Origin of the sequence: Pseudomonas anguilliseptica, assembly GCF_900105355.1 — a bacterium.
Lineage (GTDB): Bacteria > Pseudomonadota > Gammaproteobacteria > Pseudomonadales > Pseudomonadaceae > Aquipseudomonas > Aquipseudomonas anguilliseptica.
In genome coordinates, this window is sequence record NZ_FNSC01000002.1 from 54,466 (window position 1) to 71,724 (window position 17,259).

A 17,259-nucleotide genomic window follows, 5' to 3' on the forward strand; every position below is an offset into this window, starting at 1 on the left:
ACCTATGCCTGGTGGCTGGGCTTGGCGCTGTTGGCGCCTGCCGCTGGCAGTGCGCACGCGTCGTAGCGCACTGCGCCTACCACCAGCTGCAGGGCCATTGAGTGGCGTGGCGGGCGCGGATCTACCGGGTGAGCCATTGCGTCTGCTGGTGCTGGGTGAGTCGACCGTGGTTGGCGTGGGTGTGGATGAGCTGGATGCCGCGCTGGTAGGGCAGTTGGCTGCGGCGCTGGCTGCGCGCAGCGGTCGTCCGGTTGCCTGGCGTGCTTGCGGTGAAAACGGCATTACCGCCGCGCAGGCCCATCAGCGGCTGTTGCCGCAGGTGCTCGATCAGCCCTTTGATCTGGCGCTGCTGGTGTTCGGCGTCAACGACACCACTCATTTGACCCCATTGCCGCGTTGGGAGGCAGTACTTGGCGGCATGGCTGAAGCGTTGGCCGCTCGCGGTGTTCGGGTAGCGTTTAGCAGTGTGCCGCCACTGCAGCATTTCTCTGGCTTGCCCTGGTTGTTGCGGCGTTTGCTCGGCATACGTGCCGGCTTGTTGGATGCGCGCCTGCGCCGGCTGGCGGCGAGCCTGGGGGCTGGGCATCACGCGGTTGAGCTGGAGTTTTCCGCCGAGTACCTGGCGCGCGATGGTTATCACCCGTCAGGTCTGGGCTATCGCGTGTGGGCGCAGGGGCTGGCCGTTAGTCTTGCGCCGGCTGCTCGGTGTGCGTCTTAGGCTTGGTTTGCCAGGCGCGCACGCTTTTTACCCGGTTGTCTGACGACTGCAGAATCTCCAGGCGGTAAGGGCCGATCTTCAGGCACACGGCGCTGTCGGGGATGCTTTCCAGCGCCTCGGTCACCAGACCGTTGAGGGTTTTCGGCCCATCGCAGGGCAGGTGCCAGTCCAGTGCTTTGTTGATTTCACGGATATAAGCCGCGCCGTCGATTACCTGGGTGCCGTCTTCCTGAGGATGGATATCCGGGCTGCGCAGAGTGTCCTGGTTGCTGAAATCACCGACGATTTCTTCGAGGATATCTTCCAGTGTGACGATGCCGATCACGTCGCCGTATTCATCGACGACGATACCGATCCGGCGTTTCTGCTTCTGAAAATTGATCAGCTGAGTCGACAGCGGCGTGCCTTCAGGCACGAAATACGGCTCGTTGCAGGCCGCGAGTAGCGCCTCTTTACTCAGCTCGTTGTGCGTCAGCAGTCGGGCAATCTGGCGCATATGCACGATGCCTTCGATCTGATTGATATCGGTGTGAAACACCGGCAGGCGGGTGTGGGTTGTATTGGTCAGCAGGCTGATGATGCTTTCAATGTCGTCATCCAGGTTGATGCCGGTGACTTCGTTGCGTGGAATCATGATGTCATCCACCGTCACCCGCTCAAGGTCAAGAATGCCGAGCAGCATGTTTTGGCGGTTTTTCGGCATGCCGGCGCCAGATTCACGCACCACGCTGCGCAGTTCTTCGGTGGACAGGCTGTCGCTGGCGCGTTGCGAGGGGTCTACGCCGAGCAGGCGCAGCAGCGCGTTGCTGATGGCGCTGGTGGCCCAGACCACCGGATAAAGCAGGCGTTGAAGCAGCAGCAGTACGCGGCTGGCGGGAAAGGCCACCAGTTCCGGGCGCAGTGCGGCCAGGGTTTTTGGAGTGATTTCGCCGAAAATCAGCACCACGATGGTCAGGCCAGCGGTGGCAATTGCGATCCCGGCTTCGCCCCAGATATCCACGGCCAGCACAGTGGCGATGGAGGCGGCGAGGATGTTGACCGCGTTGTTGCCAACCAGAATGGTGCCGAGCAGTCGATCCGGTCGGCTGAGCAGGGTGGTGACGCGCTTGGCGCCCTTATGCCCTTCCTTGGCCATGTGTTTGAGGCGATAGCGGTTGAGGCTGAGCATGCCGGTCTCCGAGCTGGAGAAGAATGCCGAGCACAGAATCAGAAAAATCAGCAGCCCAAGCAGGTAGCCGGAGTGAAGGTCGTCCACGGAAGGGGTCTCAGATATGCAGGATAAATTCGCGAACCAGCTTGCTGCCGAAGTAGGCCAGCATCAGCAGGCAGAAGCCTGCCAGGGTCCAGCGAATGGCTTTGTGGCCGCGCCAGCCGAGTTGGTGGCGGCCCCACAACAGCACGGCAAATACCACCCAGGCAAAGCACGAGAGAATGGTTTTATGCGCCAAGTGCTGGGCAAAAAGGTCACTGATAAATAGCGCGCCAGATAGCAGCGAGAGCGACAGCAGCGCCCAGCCAGCCCAGAGGAAGCCAAACAGCAAGCTTTCCATGGTTTGCAGGGGCGGGAAGTTCTTGATCAGCCCGGAGGGGTGCTTGTTTTTCAGTTGATGGTCTTGCAGTAGAACCAGCAGCGACTGGAATACCGCAATGGTGAGCATGCCGTAGGCAATCACCGAGAGTAGGATGTGGATCAGAATGCCGGGCTGTTCGTTGATCAGCTGAGTCGTTCCGCTCGGCATAAATTGCGCGAGTATCACGGTCAGCGCGCCTAGCGGGAACAGCAGCAATAAAAGGTTTTCAACGGGGATGCGGATACAGGCAATTAGGGTCAGCGCGATGACCGCGTAAGCGATCAGGCTGGCGGCATTAAAGAAGTCTAAGGCCAGGCCATCTGAATGATACATCTGCACAAACAAGCTGCCACCGTGGAAGAACAGCGCAAACACGCCCAAAAGGGCTAGCAGGCGTTTGTCGGGAGCGCTGCGCTGGGCAATACGCCAACCTTGATAGGCTGTGGCGCCGGTATAAAGGCAGGCGGCGGCTAGGCTGGGTAGCAGAGGGTGCATAAATCCTTGTCAGGCAAACCCGGAAGAGCCGCAGTGTGGCATATAACCCGTGCGCCACGAAAGCGTCTGGCGGTGTCGGTGCCTTGCAGTCTTCGCTATAATCCGCGACCTGTTGCAAGCCCACCCTCGGTTCGATAGAGCCTGAAAGGAACGCGCATGTTCGAAAATCTGACTGACCGCCTCTCGCAGACGCTGCGAAATGTCACTGGCAAAGCCAAGCTGAGTGAAGACAACATCAAGGACACCCTGCGTGAAGTGCGCATGGCCTTGCTAGAGGCTGACGTTGCCTTGCCGGTGGTCAAGGACTTCGTTAATAAGGTCAAGGATCGTGCGGTCGGCACCGAAGTGTCGAAGAGCCTGACGCCGGGCCAGGCGTTCGTAAAGATCGTTCGCGCCGAACTCGAAGAGTTGATGGGGGCGGCCAACGAAGACCTCGCGCTGAATGCCGTGCCGCCAGCCGTGGTGCTGATGGCCGGTCTGCAGGGGGCGGGTAAAACCACCACCGCTGGCAAGTTGGCGCGCTTCCTTAAAGAGCGCAAGAAAAAGACCGTGATGGTGGTGTCGGCCGACGTTTACCGTCCGGCGGCAATCAAGCAGCTGGAAACCCTGGCCAATGATATTGGCGTGACCTTTTTCCCCTCCGATCTCAGCCAGAAGCCAGTGGCGATTGCCGAGGCAGCGATCAAGGAAGCCAAGCTCAAGTTTATTGATGTAGTGATCGTCGATACCGCCGGTCGTCTGGCCATCGATGCCGAGATGATGGCAGAGATTCAGGCGCTGCACGCGGCGATCAAGCCGGTCGAGACTCTGTTCGTGGTCGACGCCATGACCGGGCAGGACGCTGCCAATACAGCCAAGGCCTTCAATGATGCACTGCCGCTGACGGGTGTGGTGTTGACCAAGGTCGATGGTGACGCGCGTGGCGGTGCGGCGTTGTCGGTGCGAGCGATTACTGGTAAGCCGATCAAATTTATCGGTATGGGCGAGAAGACCGAGGCGCTGGAGCCCTTCCATCCAGACCGTATTGCCTCGCGCATTCTCGGTATGGGCGACGTGCTCAGCCTGATCGAGCAGACCGAGCAGACCCTGGATCGCGAAAAGGCCGAGAAGCTCACCAAGAAGCTGAAAAAGGGTAAGGGCTTCGATCTCGAAGACTTCCGCGATCAGCTGCAGCAGATGAAGAACATGGGCGGCCTCGGCGGCCTGATGGACAAACTGCCACAGATGGGCGGCGTCAATCTGGCGCAGATGGGCAATGCCCAAGGCACGGCTGAGAAACAGTTCAAGCAGATGGAGGCGATCATCAACTCGATGACGCCTCAGGAGCGTCGCGATCCGGAAATCATCAGTGGTTCGCGCAAGCGACGCATTGCCATGGGTTCCGGCACTCAAGTGCAGGACATTGGTCGCCTGATCAAGCAGCACAAGCAGATGCAGAAGATGATGAAGAAATTCACTGCCAAAGGCGGTATGGCCAAAATGATGCGCGGCATGGGTGGGATGATGCCTGGCGGCCTGCCGAAGATGTAAGGAACCCACGTCGACAGCGATGTCGGCGCAGGCCCCGCTGAAGCGGGGATTTACAGCAAACCCGCCTTTTGCGGGAGCTGATTGGCCGGTTTGGACTGCGGCCCTCAAGCAAATCTTGACTGCGCGGCCCTATGCGCCTGAAAAAGCCATTTGCAAAAGTCCGGATATTCCTTAGAATGTGCGGCCTTTCGGGCACCCTATGCCCGCCGTGCATTTAGATTTGCAGCACCGACTACAGGAACTATGTTCACATGCTAACGATTCGTCTTGCCCTTGGCGGCTCCAAAAAGCGCCCGTTCTACAAAATCAACGTGACCGACAGCCGTAACCCACGCGACGGTTCGCACAAAGAAGAAATCGGTTTCTTCAACCCGATCGCCCGTGGTCAGGAAGTTCGCCTGTCCGTGAAGCAAGACCGCCTGGCCCATTGGCTGAGCGTTGGTGCACAGCCTTCTGATCGTGTTGCTCAGTTGTTGAAGGACGCTGCTAAGGCTGCGGCCTAAGCAATATGAGCGCGACGCCTGTTTCTACCGATGATTTGATCGTTATCGGCAAGATCTACTCTGTACATGGCGTTCGCGGTGAAGTGAAGGTGTATTCCTTTACTGATCCTGTTGCAAACCTGTTGGAGTACAAGTCCTGGACGCTTAGGCGCGAAGGCAGTGTCAAGCAGGTAGAGCTGGTCAGCGGACGCGGGAGTGACAAATTCCTGGTCGCGAAGCTCAAGGGTCTTGATGATCGTGAAGAAGCGCGACTTCTCGCCGGTTATGAGATCTGTGTGCCGCGCAGCCTGTTCCCTGAATTGGCTGATGGTGAGTATTACTGGTACCAGTTGGAAGGTCTCAAGGTTATTGATCAAGCAGGGCAATTGCTCGGCAAGGTTGATCACTTGTTAGAAACTGGTGCCAACGATGTGCTGGTGGTTAAACCCTGCACCGACAGTCTGGATGGTCGTGAGCGCCTGTTGCCCTATTCCGAGCAATGCGTGTTGTCGATTGATCTGGGTGTTGGCGAAATGCGGGTCGACTGGGATGCGGACTTCTAAGCCTGATGCCTAATCTGCGCGTTGAAGTCATTACGCTGTTCCCGGAAATGTTTGCTGCCATCAGTGAATACGGCATTACCAGCCGGGCGGTGAAACAGGGCTTGTTGCAATTGACCTGTTGGAATCCGCGCAGCTACACCACTGACCGTCACCACACCGTGGATGATCGGCCTTTTGGTGGTGGCCCTGGCATGGTGATGAAGATCAAGCCGCTTGAAGATGCTTTGCTTGAGGCGAAGCAAGCTACAGGTGGTGCGGCCAAGGTGATTTACCTGTCGCCGCAAGGTCGCCAGCTGACGCAGTCAGCAGTACGCGAACTGGCCAATGAGGATGCGTTAATCCTGATTGCCGGCCGCTACGAAGGCATTGATGAGCGCTTTATTGAGGCGCATGTCGATGAAGAATGGTCGATTGGGGATTACGTCCTGTCTGGCGGTGAGCTGCCGGCCATGGTGCTGATCGACGCGGTAACGCGCCTTTTGCCTGGTGCATTGGGTCATGCAGATTCGGCCGAGGAGGACTCCTTTACGGATGGCCTGCTCGACTGCCCGCACTACACCCGTCCGGAGGTGTATGCGGATAAACGTGTTCCCGAAGTGTTGCTTAGTGGCAACCACGAACACATCCGGCGCTGGCGTTTGCAGCAGTCCCTTGGTCGGACCTACGAACGACGCGCCGATCTTCTGGAAAGCCGCTCGCTTTCTGGAGAAGAGAAAAAGCTGCTGGAGGAATACGTCCGCCAGCGGGACGATAGTTAATGTATCGATGACCGGCCGAGGCCTGTCTTAGGAGCGCAGCATGACCAACAAGATTATTCAGCAGCTCGAAGCTGAACAGATGGGCAAAGAGATCCCGACTTTCGCACCAGGTGACACTGTTGTTGTCCAGGTTAAAGTGAAAGAAGGCGACCGTCAGCGTCTGCAGGCGTTCGAAGGCGTTGTAATCGCCAAGCGTAACCGTGGTCTGAACAGTGCGTTCACTGTTCGTAAGATCTCCAACGGTGTTGGCGTCGAGCGTACTTTCCAGACCTGCAGCCCGCTGGTCGACAGCCTGGCCGTTAAGCGTCGTGGTGACGTACGTAAAGCCAAGCTGTACTACCTGCGTGATCTGTCCGGTAAGGCAGCACGCATCAAGGAAAAACTGGGCTAAGTCTCGGTTTTCCAATAAAAAAGCAGCCTTCGGGCTGCTTTTTTCGTTTCTAGGTTCCCATTATCAAGTGTGGCTAGTGCAAGCTGATTTTCAGCGAGGCTTGCGAAAGGTCGATGTCGTGCAGGCTCAGGCTGCCCATGCTCCGGCCCTGAGGGGCGCCAGCGACGCGGATATTGTCGAAGCGCAGCTCGCCAATCGAGCTGGGCAGGCGCACATTCACCGAGCCGTCGGCATTGATCACCGAGGTCAGTTTGCTGGTGTCGTACTGCACATCCTTCATAGAGGTTTCCGCCTCAAGGCTGCTCAGTACCGGCATCACCAGTTTGCTCAGCTGGCCAACAGTGCCTAGGCCGTCACCACTGCCGGCTTGGAGAAACAGGCCCTGCAGCACATCGTCCAGGCCCTGTGCGCTGACATTGCTCATTTCCATATCCGTCAGTGGGCGCAAGCCGCTCGGTGTTTGCTCCTGGCTAATCGCGCTGGGCAGATTGCGCGGCGCATCGGCACTGGCAATCTGGAAGGGGGTGAGCAGGGCGGCGACCAGTGTGGCCGCCAGGCGCAGGTTATTCTGCTTGCTGAGGGCCTTTTTCAGTTGGCGTTCTGTTAGCCAGCCTTGCTCGATCAGCGTCTCGCCGAGGCGCTTATGGTTGGTGAGTTGCAGTTGAATGGCAGCATCCAGCTGGCCGCGGTTAATCAGTCCTTTGCTGATCAGAATCTGACCAAGACGTGAATGCTGTTGGCTGGGCATGCGTAGGCACCGTTGTGCTGTAGTGGCGTGATGCAATCATGGGCTGCAAATTGATATCTGTCACCCATCCAAGGATAGGGTGACGATATTGTTGCTTTTAGAGCTTGCCGTTACTGGATGGAGCCTGCGGGTCATTAATCAGGGCTACTAGGATCCAGTCCGGACCCGGCAAAATTTCAAACGGTCGGGTTGCGACATGTATCCAGCCGCCTGGATCGAAAGCAAGTAGAAGCACAGCTTTGTCGCCATGAAGATTCTGGTAGGCCGGCCAGTCAAAGGTGTTGGTCAGTGTCGTCGTGCGTACCTCTGCGCCTTTGCTTAAGAGGCTGGCAAACTGCGGGAAACTCAGCTCCTGGCTGCCCAGGGGGCGACCGCGCACAGTGTCGCGGCTGCGATGTTTGTCGCTGCGTCGGCTTTCAGTGCCTGTGGGCAAGGTAAAGCGGCGATTTGCGGCAAAGTCGTGGCAAAAATGCATGCACGCCAGCGCGTTCAGTTCACTGGACGGTGATAGTGCGAGTAAGTGCCCAAGGCCGACCAGATCCAGGTGGGCTTCAGCATCCTGTGAGGTGGGGTTGCCAAAGTAGGTCGGTAGTTTTTGCATGCGGGCGGCGCTGATGTTTTCCCAGCTGGGGTCGCACAGCAGGACACGGTTACCGAGGTCTTGCAGTGCTGTGCCGAGTGCCCGAGCCACCGGATTGGCCCCGATGATAAGAAACCCGCTTGGGGCTGGTTCTGCCACCTTCAAGAGTTTGGCCAGCGGCCGCGCGGTCGCGCTCTGCAAGACCACGGTGCCAATAATAACGGCGAAGGTGAGCGGCACGAGCAGTTGGGCGCCGTCATAGCCCAGTTCCTCCAAGCGGATGGCAAAAATGGCTGAAACGGCCGCAGCCACGATGCCGCGCGGGGATATCCAGGCCAGCAGTGCTCGCTCGCGCCAGTTCAGGCTGGAGCCAAAGGTGGACAGCGCCACGTTGAGTGGGCGGCGACAAACTGGATGATGGCCAGCAGTATCAATACCGCCGGGCCCAGGGCGAGTAGGGCGCCCAGGTCGAGGCGCGCGGCCAGCAGGATGAACAGGCTGGAAATCAACAGCACGCTGAGGTTTTCCTTGAAGTGCAGAATATGCCGAACGTCGACGCCCTTCATATTCGCCAGCCACATGCCCATCAGTGTCACGGCGAGTAGGCCAGACTCATGCATGGCTGCGTTCGCGGCAATAAACGCCCCCAGCACGGTGGCCAATACGGCCAGGTTATGCAGGTAGTCCGGCAGCCATTGGCGCTTTAACACCTGGCCCAGTGCCCAGCCGCTGGCGATCCCGAATCCGCTGCCGCAGGCGATCACGCCAGCGAAGGTCACCAGGCCATTGCTCCAGCCATTGCCTTCATTGCTAGCGATGATAAAGCTGTACACGACAACGGCGAGTAGCGCGCCAATCGGGTCAATAACAATGCCTTCCCAGCGCAATGTTGGCGACGGAGGCTTTCGGGCGGACGACACGAAGCATAGGCACGATGACCGTGGGGCCGGTGACCAGTGTCAGGGTGCCGAACAGCAGTGCCATCTCCCACTCAAAACCCAGCAGGTAGTGCGTGCTTGCAGCACTGCCCTCCCCCCCCCCCCCCCCCCCCCCCCCCCCCAGGTGGCCAGTGCGCCCACGGTTACCATGCGCCTTACTACGCTGCCGATCTCGCGCCACTCGGATAAATGAAGGGTTAGGCTGCCTTCGAACAGAATCAGTGCCACGGCCATTGAGACCAATGGGAATAACAAGCTGCCGAACAGGGATTGAGGGTCCAGCCAACCCAGTACAGGTCCCGCAAGTATCCCGGCTATCAGCAGAAACAAGATGGCGGGTAGGCGTAAGCGCCAGGCTAGCCACTGACAGGCGAGGGCGCTTACGCCGATGGCGGCAAAGGCCAGAAGAATATGCTGTTCGTTCATCAAGGGTCCTTGTGGTGAGCCCTGGCCCTGCATGGCCAAGCTGTGAAAGACTAACCTGCTTTAACCTGCCGCCATAGTTCCGTATGCCCGCCATCGACCACCCCTTGATTGACCGTTTCGTGGAAGCCCTGTGGCTGGAGAAAGGGCTGTCGGCGCACACGCGCGCTGCCTACCGCAGTGATTTGGCGCTGTTTAATGGTTGGTTGCAGGTGCGTGACGTGCAACTGGCCGACGCGGGGCGTGAGTTGATTCTTGATCATCTGGCCTGGCGCCTGAATGAAGGCTACAAGGCGCGCTCTACCGCGCGCTTGCTCTCGGGGTTGCGCGGCTTCTACCGGTTTCTCTTGCGTGAACAGTTAATCAGTCGTGACCCGACGCTGCAGGTGGATTTACCGCAACTGGGGCGACCACTACCCAAGTCGTTGTCCGAGGCCGATGTCGAGGCTCTGTTGGCCGCTCCTGAGTTGGAAGATCCGATTGGTTTGCGCGATCGTGCGATGCTTGAGGTGCTCTATGCCTGTGGCTTGCGCGTCAGCGAGCTGATTAGCTTGACGCTGGAACAAGTCAATCTGCGTCAGGGCGTGCTACGGGTATTTGGCAAGGGCAGTAAGGAGCGCCTGGTGCCGCTGGGTGAAGAGGCGATCGCCTGGATTGAGCGTTACAGCAAGGAGGCGCGGCCATTTCTGCTCGATGGCAAGCCCAGCGATGTGCTGTTCCCGAGCCTGCGTGGCGAGCAGATGACCCGGCAGACTTTCTGGTATCGCATCAAGCACCAGGCTAGGGTAGCGGGTATTGCCAAGAGCCTGTCGCCGCACACCCTGCGCCATGCCTTCGCTACCCATTTGCTCAATCATGGCGCTGATCTGCGTGTGGTGCAGATGCTGCTGGGGCATAGCGATCTTTCAACTACGCAAATCTATACCCATGTTGCTCGTGCGCGCCTGCAGGAGTTGCATGCGCGGCACCACCCGCGCGGCTGAGCGCGCCGTCCAGCCTGCAGTGGTCGGTCTCTGTGGGCTTATATGGTAGGCTGCGTCATCCTTTATTAAGTCATCTTCTGTCGGGAGTTTGTATGCGTTTCAACCGCATTGTTGTCGCGTTGGCCTTGGGGCTAGTCAGCACTATGGGTGTTGCCGCTGATCCTGATCAGGCGATCCGTAGTACTCTCAAGGCGATTGACCCTGGGCTGCCAATCGAGGCCATTGCCGAAAGCCCGATGACCGGTCTGTACCAAGTACAGCTGCAAGGCGGCCGCCAGCTCTATGCCAGCGAAGATGGTCAGTTTTTGCTGCAGGGCTACCTGTTTCAGGTCAAGGATGGCAAGCCGGTTAACTTGACCGAGGCTGCCGAGAGCAAGGGTGTGGTCAAGCTGCTGGATGCCATCCCAGTCTCGGAAATGGTGGTGTTTGCGCCCAAGCAGCCGAAAACCCATATCACTGTATTTACCGACACCGATTGTGGCTATTGCCAGAAGCTGCACAGCGAAGTGCCTGAGCTGAACCTCCTGGGTGTTGAGGTGCGTTATTTGGCCTTCCCGCGCCAGGGGCTGGAAAGCGCGGCGGCAAAAGAGTTGTCGAATGTCTGGTGCGCCAAGGACCAGCAGGATGCCATGAATCGCGCGAAGAGCCGCCAAAGCGTTGCAGATGCTCAGTGCGACAGCCCGGTAGCCAAGCAGTACGCGCTCGGGCAGATGATCGGGGTCAGCGGTACGCCGGCCATCGTGTTGGCCAACGGCAAGATCATTCCCGGCTATCAACCAGCACCGCAGCTGGCGAAAATAGCCCTGGAATCCAAGTGATCTGAGGCTCGCGCCTGATTGACTAATAAACAGCCGCTTCGTATGGTGCGGCTCTTTTTCTACGGCCGGGGCTTGCTCCGGCCGTTTTACGCAGTGCAGATGGGGAGTTCAGTGTGAACCCGGTGAAAGTAGGCATCTGTGGGCTGGGTACCGTCGGTGGCGGTACGTTGAATGTACTCAAGCGAAACGCCGAGGAAATTACCCGGCGCGCAGGGCGTGGCATTGAAGTCGCCCAGATTGCCATTCGCTCGCCCAAGCCGCAGTACGACACCACCGGTATTAGCCTGACCAGCGATGTCTTCGAGCTGGTGAACAACCCTGAGATCGATATCGTTATCGAGCTGATCGGCGGTTACACCCTGGCCAGGGACTTGGTGCTCAAGGCCATCGACAACGGCAAGCATGTGGTCACCGCGAACAAGGCGCTGATTGCCGTGCACGGCAATGAAATCTTCGCCAAAGCCCGCGAGAAGGGTGTGATCGTCGCCTTCGAAGCCGCCGTTGCCGGTGGTATCCCGGTGGTCAAGGCCATTCGTGAAGGCCTGGCGGCCAACCGCATCAACTGGCTGGCCGGCATCATTAACGGTACTGGCAACTTTATCCTCAGCGAAATGCGCGAAAAGGGTCGTACCTTTGATGGCGTGCTGGCCGAGGCGCAGGCGCTTGGGTATGCCGAAGCCGATCCGACCTTCGACGTCGAAGGCATCGACGCTGCACACAAGCTGACCATCCTGGCTTCGATCGCCTTTGGTATTCCGCTGCAGTTTGACAAGGCCTACACCGAGGGCATCACCAAACTGACCACGGCTGATGTGAACTACGCAGAAGCACTGGGTTACCGCATCAAACACCTGGGTGTGGCCCGTCGCACTGATGCGGGTATCGAGTTGCGCGTACATCCGACATTGATCCCGGCGGACCGCCTGATCGCCAACGTCAATGGCGTGATGAACGCTGTCATGGTCAATGGCGACGCTGCTGGCAGTACATTGTTCTATGGCGCTGGCGCCGGTATGGAGCCGACTGCTTCCTCGGTTATCGCCGATCTGGTTGACGTGGTTCGCGCGCTAACGGCCGATCCAACCAATCGCGTGCCGCACCTGGCCTTTCAGCCGGACTCGCTGTCCGATCACCCGATTCTGCCGATCGAAGCTTGTGAGAGTGCTTATTACCTGCGCATTCAGGCCAAGGACCACCCGGGCGTGCTGGCTCAGGTAGCGAGCATCCTGTCGGCGCGCGGGATCAATATCGAGTCGATCATGCAGAAGGAAGTCGAGGAGCAAGATGGTCTGGTGCCGATGATCCTGGTCACTCATCGTGTGGTCGAAGCGCAGATCAATGAGGCGATCAGCGCCCTTGAAGTGCTGGACGATGTGGTCGGCAGCGTTGTGCGTATCCGCGTCGAGCAGTTGAACTAATCAGCCTCTGGCCGCAGGCTGCTGCGGCTTTTAAAGATTCAACCGAAGGTTTGCCCCTATGCGCTATATCAGTACCCGTGGCCAGGCACCGGCCCTGAATTTTGAAGATGTGCTGCTCGCTGGCCTGGCCAGTGATGGCGGCCTCTATGTGCCGGAAAACCTGCCGCGTTTCACCCAGGAAGAGATCGCCTCCTGGGCCGGCCTGCCGTACCACGAGTTGGCCTTCCGGGTAATGCGCCCGTTTGTCGCCGGCAGCATTCCGGATGCCGACTTCAAAAAGATCCTCGAAGAAACCTACGGCGTGTTCGCCCATAGCGCCGTCGCGCCACTGCGTCAGCTGAACGGCAACGAGTGGGTGCTGGAGTTGTTCCACGGTCCGACCCTGGCTTTCAAGGACTTCGCCCTGCAGTTGCTCGGCCGTTTGCTCGACTATGTACTGGCCAAGCGCAACGAGCGCGTGGTGATCATGGGTGCGACCTCCGGTGATACCGGCTCGGCGGCCATCGAGGGCTGCAAGGCCTGCGACAACGTTGACATTTTCATCATGCGCCCGCACAACCGTGTGTCCGAGGTGCAGCGTCGGCAGATGACCACCATTCTCGGTGACAACATCCATAACATCGCCATCGAAGGCAACTTCGATGACTGCCAGGAAATGGTCAAGGACAGCTTTGCTGATCAGAGCTTCCTCAAGGGCACCCGTCTGGTTGCAGTCAACTCGATCAACTGGGCGCGGATCATGGCCCAGATTGTTTACTACTTTCACGCAGCCCTGCAGCTGGGTGGCCCATCGCGCTCCATCGCGTTCTCGGTGCCGACCGGTAACTTCGGCGACATCTTCGCCGGCTACCTGGCGCGCAACATGGGCCTGCCGATCAGTCAGCTAATCGTCGCCACCAACCGCAATGACATCCTCCATCGCTTTATGAGCGGCAATCAGTATGTGAAGGATGAACTGCACCCGACCCTGTCGCCGTCCATGGACATCATGGTCTCGTCGAATTTCGAGCGTCTGCTGTTCGACCTGCACGGTCGCAACGGCGCGGCAATCGCCGAGCTGATGGCCACCTTCAAGCAGGGTGGTGGTTTCAGTGTCGAGCAAGACCGTTGGACCGAGGCGCGCAAGGTGTTCGACTCCCTGGCGGTGGACGATTCGCAGACCTGCGAAACCATTGCTGAGGTGTTCAAGGAAAGCGGCGAGCTGCTCGATCCGCATACCGCCATTGGCGTGCGTGCCGCTCGTGAGTGCCGCCGCAGTCTGGCGACGCCGATGGTCATCCTTGGCACTGCGCACCCGGTCAAGTTCCCCGAGGCGGTGGAGAAGGCCGGTGTTGGTCAGGCGCCGGCGCTGCCCGCGCATCTGGCGGATCTGTTCGAGCGCGAGGAGCGCTGCACGGTACTGGCCAATGATCTGAAAACCGTACAGAGCTTCGTGGCTCAGCACGGCAATCGCGGCAAGCCGCTGTAAACCAGGCGCTGGTCGACAAAGCCGGTACCCGCAAGGGGCCGGCTTTTTTTGCGGCTATGCTCTGGGTAGTTTGTTTGGGCTGGAGTGTGTCATGGCTGAGTTTGATCAGGATTTGCCGGTGCAGGTGATAGCGGCGCTTGAGCGTGGGCAGAAAATCGAGGCAATCAAATTGCTGCGTGAGCTCAAGGGTATTGGCTTGAAAGAGGCCAAGGAGGCCGTGGATGGCTACACGCTTGAGCGACAGCCGGATGGTGTCTCGGTAGTGCAGTCGGGCGGGCATGGCGGTATCTTCTGGTTGTTAGGCTTGCTTGTGCTGGGCGCCGCAGTCGCCTGGTTGTTAGGCGCGTTCTAGCGGCAGTGCATTGTGCGGTAGGGGTAGTAGGGTGATGGCGTGAAGTGGTTGAGCAATGTGGTTTTTCTGCTGTGTGGTGTCTGTCCCTTGGCTGGCGTCAACGCCGCTACCTTTGAAGTCGGCTTTTATAACTACCCGCCGATGATGATCGAACAGGGGGAAATCGGTATCTATCAGGATATCTTCGATGAGCTAGGCAAGCTCACGGGTGACACCTTCAGCGTGCAGTGCTACCCCTATCCGCGTATTGGCCTGCTGTTCAATGGTGGGCAGCTCGATATCGAGCCGGGAGTCTATCCGGGTTGGGTGCGCAGTCAGCCGACCCCCGGAGTGTTTTCGGTGCCGTTCGGCAAGGTTGTTGATGTCATGATGTTTGCCCCGGGTAAGGCTTTCCCGGTGGCGCGGCCTGAGGATTTACGCGGCAAGTCAGTAGGGCTGGTTCGTGGTTATGCCTGCCCTGATTTGCGCGCGCTGATTGAGGCGGGACAGCTTGATCGGCGCAACGCGTTGAATGAAGCGCAGCTGCTGGAAATGTTGGCGAAATCGCGGTTTGATCAAATTGTGGTCAACAAGGCGATTGCGCAATACAGCCTGGCAAAGCCCCCGGATTACCGTCATCTCGAGATCGGCGATGTAATGAGCTCTTTTGATGTCAGCATGCGCGTTCATCCGCGCCACGAAGCCTGGCTGGATAAGCTGGATGCGGCCATTTTGACGCTCAAGCGGCGCGGCGTTATTGAGGGGATCTACGCCAAATGCGGCGTTCACCTCTAGCGGGTTGTTGGAGCACTGCCTGCGTTGGCAGTCCTGCGTTAAAGCGGCCTGCTAGCTAGAGCCCGTTTGCTGGGGCTGCTGATTAGATGGCGCCATCGCTATGCAATTGGGCGATCTGCTCACGGCTATAACCCAGCCCGCTCAGCACCTGTTCATTGTGCTCGCCCAGCTCCGGGCCGACCCAGTTCACCTCTCCCGGTGTGTCGCTCAGTTTGGGCACGATGCCGGGCATCTTGAAGGCTTTGCCGTCGGGCAGCTTGGCCGATAGAAGCATTTCTCGGGCGAGAAATTGCGGGTCGTGGAACATGTCATCGGCGCTGAAAATGCGGCTGGCGGGGACATCAGCCTGATTCAAGGTTGCCTGCACCTGCTCCAGCGGCAGCGAGCCGACCCAGCGGTCGATCACGCCATAGATCTCATCGCGTCGGGCGTCACGACCATCATTGCTGGTTAGCGTCGTGTCATCGGCCAGGTCCTGGCGGCCGATGGCCTGCATAAAACGTTTGAAGATCGCATCACCGTTGGCGCCGATCTGGATATGTTTGCCATCGCTGCTGGTATGGATGGAGGAGGGCGTGATGCCGGGCATGATATTGCCGGTGCGCTCGCGGATAAAACCGAACACATCGAACTCCGGTACCGTGGACTCCATCATGGCGAAGATCGCCTCATACAGCGCCACATCCACCATCTGCCCGCTGCCGTCGTTGACCTCGCGATGACGCAGTGCCATCAGCGCGCCGATCACGCCCCACAGCGCGGCGATCGAATCGCCAATCGAGATGCCGGTGCGTACCGGCGGCCTATCCTCGAAACCGGTGATATAGCGCAGCCCGCCCATGGATTCACCCACGGTGCCGAAACCCGGTTGATCCTTCATCGGTCCGGTCTGCCCGAAGCCGGAAAGGCGCACCATCACCAGCTTGGGGTTCAGTGCGTGCAGCACCTCCCAGCCCAGGCCGAGTTTTTCCAGTACGCCTGGGCGAAAGTTCTCAATAAGAATGTCCGCCTCGCTGAGCAACTTCTTCAGCACCTCACGGCCGGCCTCGTGTTTGAGATTGAGGGTGATCGACTGCTTGTTGCGCGCCTGTACAAACCACCACAGCGACGTGCCCTCGTACAGCTTGCGCCACTTGCGCAGCGGGTCGCCGCCATCCGGTGACTCGACTTTGATTGCCTCGGCACCGAACTCGGCGCAGATGCGCGATGCAAATGGGCCGGCGATCAAGGTGCCAAGTTCGATCACTTTCAGGTCGGCGAGGGGTTTGTTGGCTGTGCTCATAAGGGCTTCCGTTGGGTGGCGGGCTGGCCAAGGCTATTCGATTGTGAGTGCTGCGTCATATTTCAATGTCCGCTATCAGGCGTTGCGGCTGCGATGGGGTTGCAGATTTAGCTGTTTAGTTGGTGGGCGATATGGCGTTAAATTGCCGTCACGAATGGATGCTCGGCACCGCTGGCCCTGGATGGTTTCCCTCCTGCGATTTTTCCCTGTGTGTTCTTTGCGGCGCTGCTCTTGAGCGGTTTGCTTGCGCGTGCCTGAAAATCAACAAACATGCGTTTTAAAATATTACATGTGATGTGTTGATTCATTACATGTGTAGGTCTAGTCTGTGTCCATGGAAAACAAATCATCAGCCCATTACCAGCGTCTTTTTCGTCAGCGTTTGCGCGAGCAGGGGTTGGTCAAGAAGGAAGTCTGGATACTGCCAGAGCATGCCCCGCTGCTTATGGCGTTCGAGCGGAAACTTCGCCAGCCGCACTCATTAAAGCTGGCTTCAATGGAAAAGGAGGAGGGTATGAGCATGCCGCAGGTTTGGACTGCACAGGCTTTATACGATGCGCTATCGGCCGCTGAGCTATTCAAGGGCGGGCAAGCGAGCATTGAGCTGATTCAAAGCTCGGATGCCAGTTTGCACGTGACCATGCACGACTATGGCGATCTGCCGCTGTTTATTGCCGTCTATGGTGAGCAGATCGTGGTCGAGGGCCTGCTGTGGCCTGCCGCCGATGTGCGCGACAGCGCGGCGTTCAATGAGCAGGTGCTGCGCACACACAAACTGTTTCCGCTGTCTTCTATCGGCCTGGAAACCCTGCCGGACGGCCAGCCTTGCTACACCATGTTTGGTGCGCTGAGTTCGGCGTCGTCATTGACCGACGTGGTGTTCGAGATCGAATTGCTGGCCGACAACGTGATCAAGGCCACCGAAGCCTATGAAGGCTTCCTCAAGGCCGACGCTAAGGAGTGATGC

The 17,259-nt window shown here is 58.6% G+C and carries 17 protein-coding genes and 2 pseudogenes; 13 read left to right on the top strand and 6 right to left on the bottom strand.

The window, feature by feature from the left end; all coding sequences use genetic code 11:
- Nucleotides 1-4 precede the first annotated feature (4 nt).
- On the top strand, nt 5-718 hold the full coding sequence (locus BLW24_RS24755; RefSeq protein ID WP_090387899.1) for an SGNH/GDSL hydrolase family protein: 714 nt from the start codon (nt 5-7) through the stop codon (nt 716-718).
- Here BLW24_RS24755 and BLW24_RS24760 read toward each other — a convergent pair.
- On the bottom strand, nt 684-1,973 hold the full coding sequence (locus BLW24_RS24760; RefSeq protein WP_090387900.1) for an HlyC/CorC family transporter: 1,290 nt from the start codon (nt 1,971-1,973) through the stop codon (nt 684-686). The genes BLW24_RS24755 and BLW24_RS24760 overlap by 35 nt on opposite strands.
- 10 nt (nt 1,974-1,983) lie before the next feature.
- Nucleotides 1,984-2,784 (bottom strand): cytochrome C assembly family protein, encoded by an 801-nt coding sequence (locus BLW24_RS24765; protein WP_090387901.1) that lies wholly within the window; start codon nt 2,782-2,784, stop codon nt 1,984-1,986.
- 156 nt (nt 2,785-2,940) lie between these two features.
- Here BLW24_RS24765 and ffh point away from each other — a divergent pair, with 156 nt between their 5' ends.
- The 5 genes from ffh (at nt 2,941) to rplS (ending at nt 6,508) form a co-directional block, all read left to right on the top strand.
- Complete coding sequence (gene ffh, locus BLW24_RS24770; RefSeq protein ID WP_090387902.1) at nt 2,941-4,314, top strand: signal recognition particle protein; 1,374 nt, start codon at nt 2,941-2,943, stop codon at nt 4,312-4,314.
- Between the two features lie 251 nt (nt 4,315-4,565).
- Nucleotides 4,566-4,817 carry a 30S ribosomal protein S16 gene (gene rpsP / locus BLW24_RS24775; protein WP_090239277.1) on the top strand — a complete coding sequence of 84 codons (252 nt, stop codon included), beginning with the start codon at nt 4,566-4,568 and terminating at the stop codon, nt 4,815-4,817.
- 5 nt (nt 4,818-4,822) lie between these two features.
- Nucleotides 4,823-5,359 carry a ribosome maturation factor RimM gene (gene rimM / locus BLW24_RS24780; protein ID WP_090387903.1) on the top strand — a complete coding sequence of 179 codons (537 nt, stop codon included), beginning with the start codon at nt 4,823-4,825 and terminating at the stop codon, nt 5,357-5,359.
- Nucleotides 5,360-5,364: 5 nt separating this feature from the next.
- Complete coding sequence (gene trmD / locus BLW24_RS24785) at nt 5,365-6,117, top strand: tRNA (guanosine(37)-N1)-methyltransferase TrmD (RefSeq protein ID WP_090387904.1); 753 nt, start codon at nt 5,365-5,367, stop codon at nt 6,115-6,117.
- 40 nt (nt 6,118-6,157) lie between these two features.
- The gene (gene rplS / locus BLW24_RS24790) at nt 6,158-6,508 is read left to right on the top strand and encodes a 50S ribosomal protein L19 (protein ID WP_090387905.1); all 351 of its coding nucleotides are present in this window, start codon (nt 6,158-6,160) and stop codon (nt 6,506-6,508) included.
- A 73-nt stretch (nt 6,509-6,581) separates the two neighbouring features.
- Here rplS and BLW24_RS24795 read toward each other — a convergent pair whose 3' ends face one another.
- A complete protein-coding gene (locus BLW24_RS24795) occupies nt 6,582-7,256 on the bottom strand; it encodes a cyclic di-GMP-binding domain-containing protein, MshE-related (protein ID WP_090387906.1) in 675 nt (224 codons plus the stop codon).
- A 97-nt stretch (nt 7,257-7,353) separates the two neighbouring features.
- Nucleotides 7,354-9,200 (bottom strand): annotated as a pseudogene (locus tag BLW24_RS24800) (cation:proton antiporter).
- A gap of 83 nt (nt 9,201-9,283) precedes the next feature.
- Between BLW24_RS24800 and xerD the strand changes: the two are divergent.
- The 6 genes from xerD to BLW24_RS24830 all read left to right on the top strand — a co-directional run bounded on the left by xerD (nt 9,284) and on the right by BLW24_RS24830 (nt 15,010).
- Nucleotides 9,284-10,180 carry a site-specific tyrosine recombinase XerD gene (xerD, locus tag BLW24_RS24805; RefSeq protein ID WP_090387907.1) on the top strand — a complete coding sequence of 299 codons (897 nt, stop codon included), beginning with the start codon at nt 9,284-9,286 and terminating at the stop codon, nt 10,178-10,180.
- Between the two features lie 92 nt (nt 10,181-10,272).
- Nucleotides 10,273-10,998, top strand: a complete 726-nt coding sequence (gene dsbC / locus BLW24_RS24810) for a bifunctional protein-disulfide isomerase/oxidoreductase DsbC (RefSeq protein ID WP_090387908.1) — start codon at nt 10,273-10,275, stop codon at nt 10,996-10,998.
- Nucleotides 10,999-11,111: 113 nt separating this feature from the next.
- Nucleotides 11,112-12,416, top strand: a complete 1,305-nt coding sequence (locus BLW24_RS24815; protein WP_090387909.1) for a homoserine dehydrogenase — start codon at nt 11,112-11,114, stop codon at nt 12,414-12,416.
- Nucleotides 12,417-12,474: 58 nt separating this feature from the next.
- Nucleotides 12,475-13,884: a threonine synthase gene (thrC, locus tag BLW24_RS24820; protein ID WP_090387910.1), complete on the top strand. Its 1,410-nt coding sequence runs from the start codon at nt 12,475-12,477 to the stop codon at nt 13,882-13,884.
- Nucleotides 13,885-13,975: 91 nt separating this feature from the next.
- Nucleotides 13,976-14,236: a ribosomal protein L7/L12 gene (locus tag BLW24_RS24825; protein WP_090387911.1), complete on the top strand. Its 261-nt coding sequence runs from the start codon at nt 13,976-13,978 to the stop codon at nt 14,234-14,236.
- A 39-nt stretch (nt 14,237-14,275) separates the two neighbouring features.
- On the top strand, nt 14,276-15,010 hold the full coding sequence (locus BLW24_RS24830; protein WP_139272758.1) for a substrate-binding periplasmic protein: 735 nt from the start codon (nt 14,276-14,278) through the stop codon (nt 15,008-15,010).
- A gap of 82 nt (nt 15,011-15,092) precedes the next feature.
- Here the strand turns inward: BLW24_RS24830 and BLW24_RS24835 are convergent.
- Nucleotides 15,093-16,323: pseudogene (locus BLW24_RS24835) on the bottom strand (CaiB/BaiF CoA transferase family protein).
- Nucleotides 16,324-16,429: 106 nt separating this feature from the next.
- The gene (locus BLW24_RS26115) at nt 16,430-16,600 is read right to left on the bottom strand and encodes a hypothetical protein (protein ID WP_167360458.1); all 171 of its coding nucleotides are present in this window, start codon (nt 16,598-16,600) and stop codon (nt 16,430-16,432) included.
- Between the two features lie 26 nt (nt 16,601-16,626).
- Between BLW24_RS26115 and bacA the strand changes: the two genes are divergently transcribed.
- A complete protein-coding gene (bacA, locus tag BLW24_RS24840; protein ID WP_090387914.1) occupies nt 16,627-17,256 on the top strand; it encodes a biofilm formation regulator BacA in 630 nt (209 codons plus the stop codon).
- The last annotated feature ends 3 nt before the right edge of the window (nt 17,257-17,259 follow it).

Coding starts and splice junctions, on each gene's coding strand:
- BLW24_RS24795 (WP_090387906.1), bottom strand. CDS start 7,256: ATGCCCAGCCAACAGCATTCACGTCTTGGTCAGATTCTGATCAGCAAA.
- rimM (WP_090387903.1), top strand. CDS start 4,823: ATGAGCGCGACGCCTGTTTCTACCGATGATTTGATCGTTATCGGCAAG.
- BLW24_RS24755 (WP_090387899.1), top strand. CDS start 5: ATGCCTGGTGGCTGGGCTTGGCGCTGTTGGCGCCTGCCGCTGGCAGTG.
- BLW24_RS24825 (WP_090387911.1), top strand. CDS start 13,976: ATGGCTGAGTTTGATCAGGATTTGCCGGTGCAGGTGATAGCGGCGCTT.
- dsbC (WP_090387908.1), top strand. CDS start 10,273: ATGCGTTTCAACCGCATTGTTGTCGCGTTGGCCTTGGGGCTAGTCAGC.
- rpsP (WP_090239277.1), top strand. CDS start 4,566: ATGCTAACGATTCGTCTTGCCCTTGGCGGCTCCAAAAAGCGCCCGTTC.
- BLW24_RS26115 (WP_167360458.1), bottom strand. CDS start 16,600: ATGAATCAACACATCACATGTAATATTTTAAAACGCATGTTTGTTGAT.
- rplS (WP_090387905.1), top strand. CDS start 6,158: ATGACCAACAAGATTATTCAGCAGCTCGAAGCTGAACAGATGGGCAAA.
- xerD (WP_090387907.1), top strand. CDS start 9,284: ATGCCCGCCATCGACCACCCCTTGATTGACCGTTTCGTGGAAGCCCTG.
- ffh (WP_090387902.1), top strand. CDS start 2,941: ATGTTCGAAAATCTGACTGACCGCCTCTCGCAGACGCTGCGAAATGTC.
- trmD (WP_090387904.1), top strand. CDS start 5,365: ATGCCTAATCTGCGCGTTGAAGTCATTACGCTGTTCCCGGAAATGTTT.
- bacA (WP_090387914.1), top strand. CDS start 16,627: ATGGAAAACAAATCATCAGCCCATTACCAGCGTCTTTTTCGTCAGCGT.
- thrC (WP_090387910.1), top strand. CDS start 12,475: ATGCGCTATATCAGTACCCGTGGCCAGGCACCGGCCCTGAATTTTGAA.
- BLW24_RS24765 (WP_090387901.1), bottom strand. CDS start 2,784: ATGCACCCTCTGCTACCCAGCCTAGCCGCCGCCTGCCTTTATACCGGC.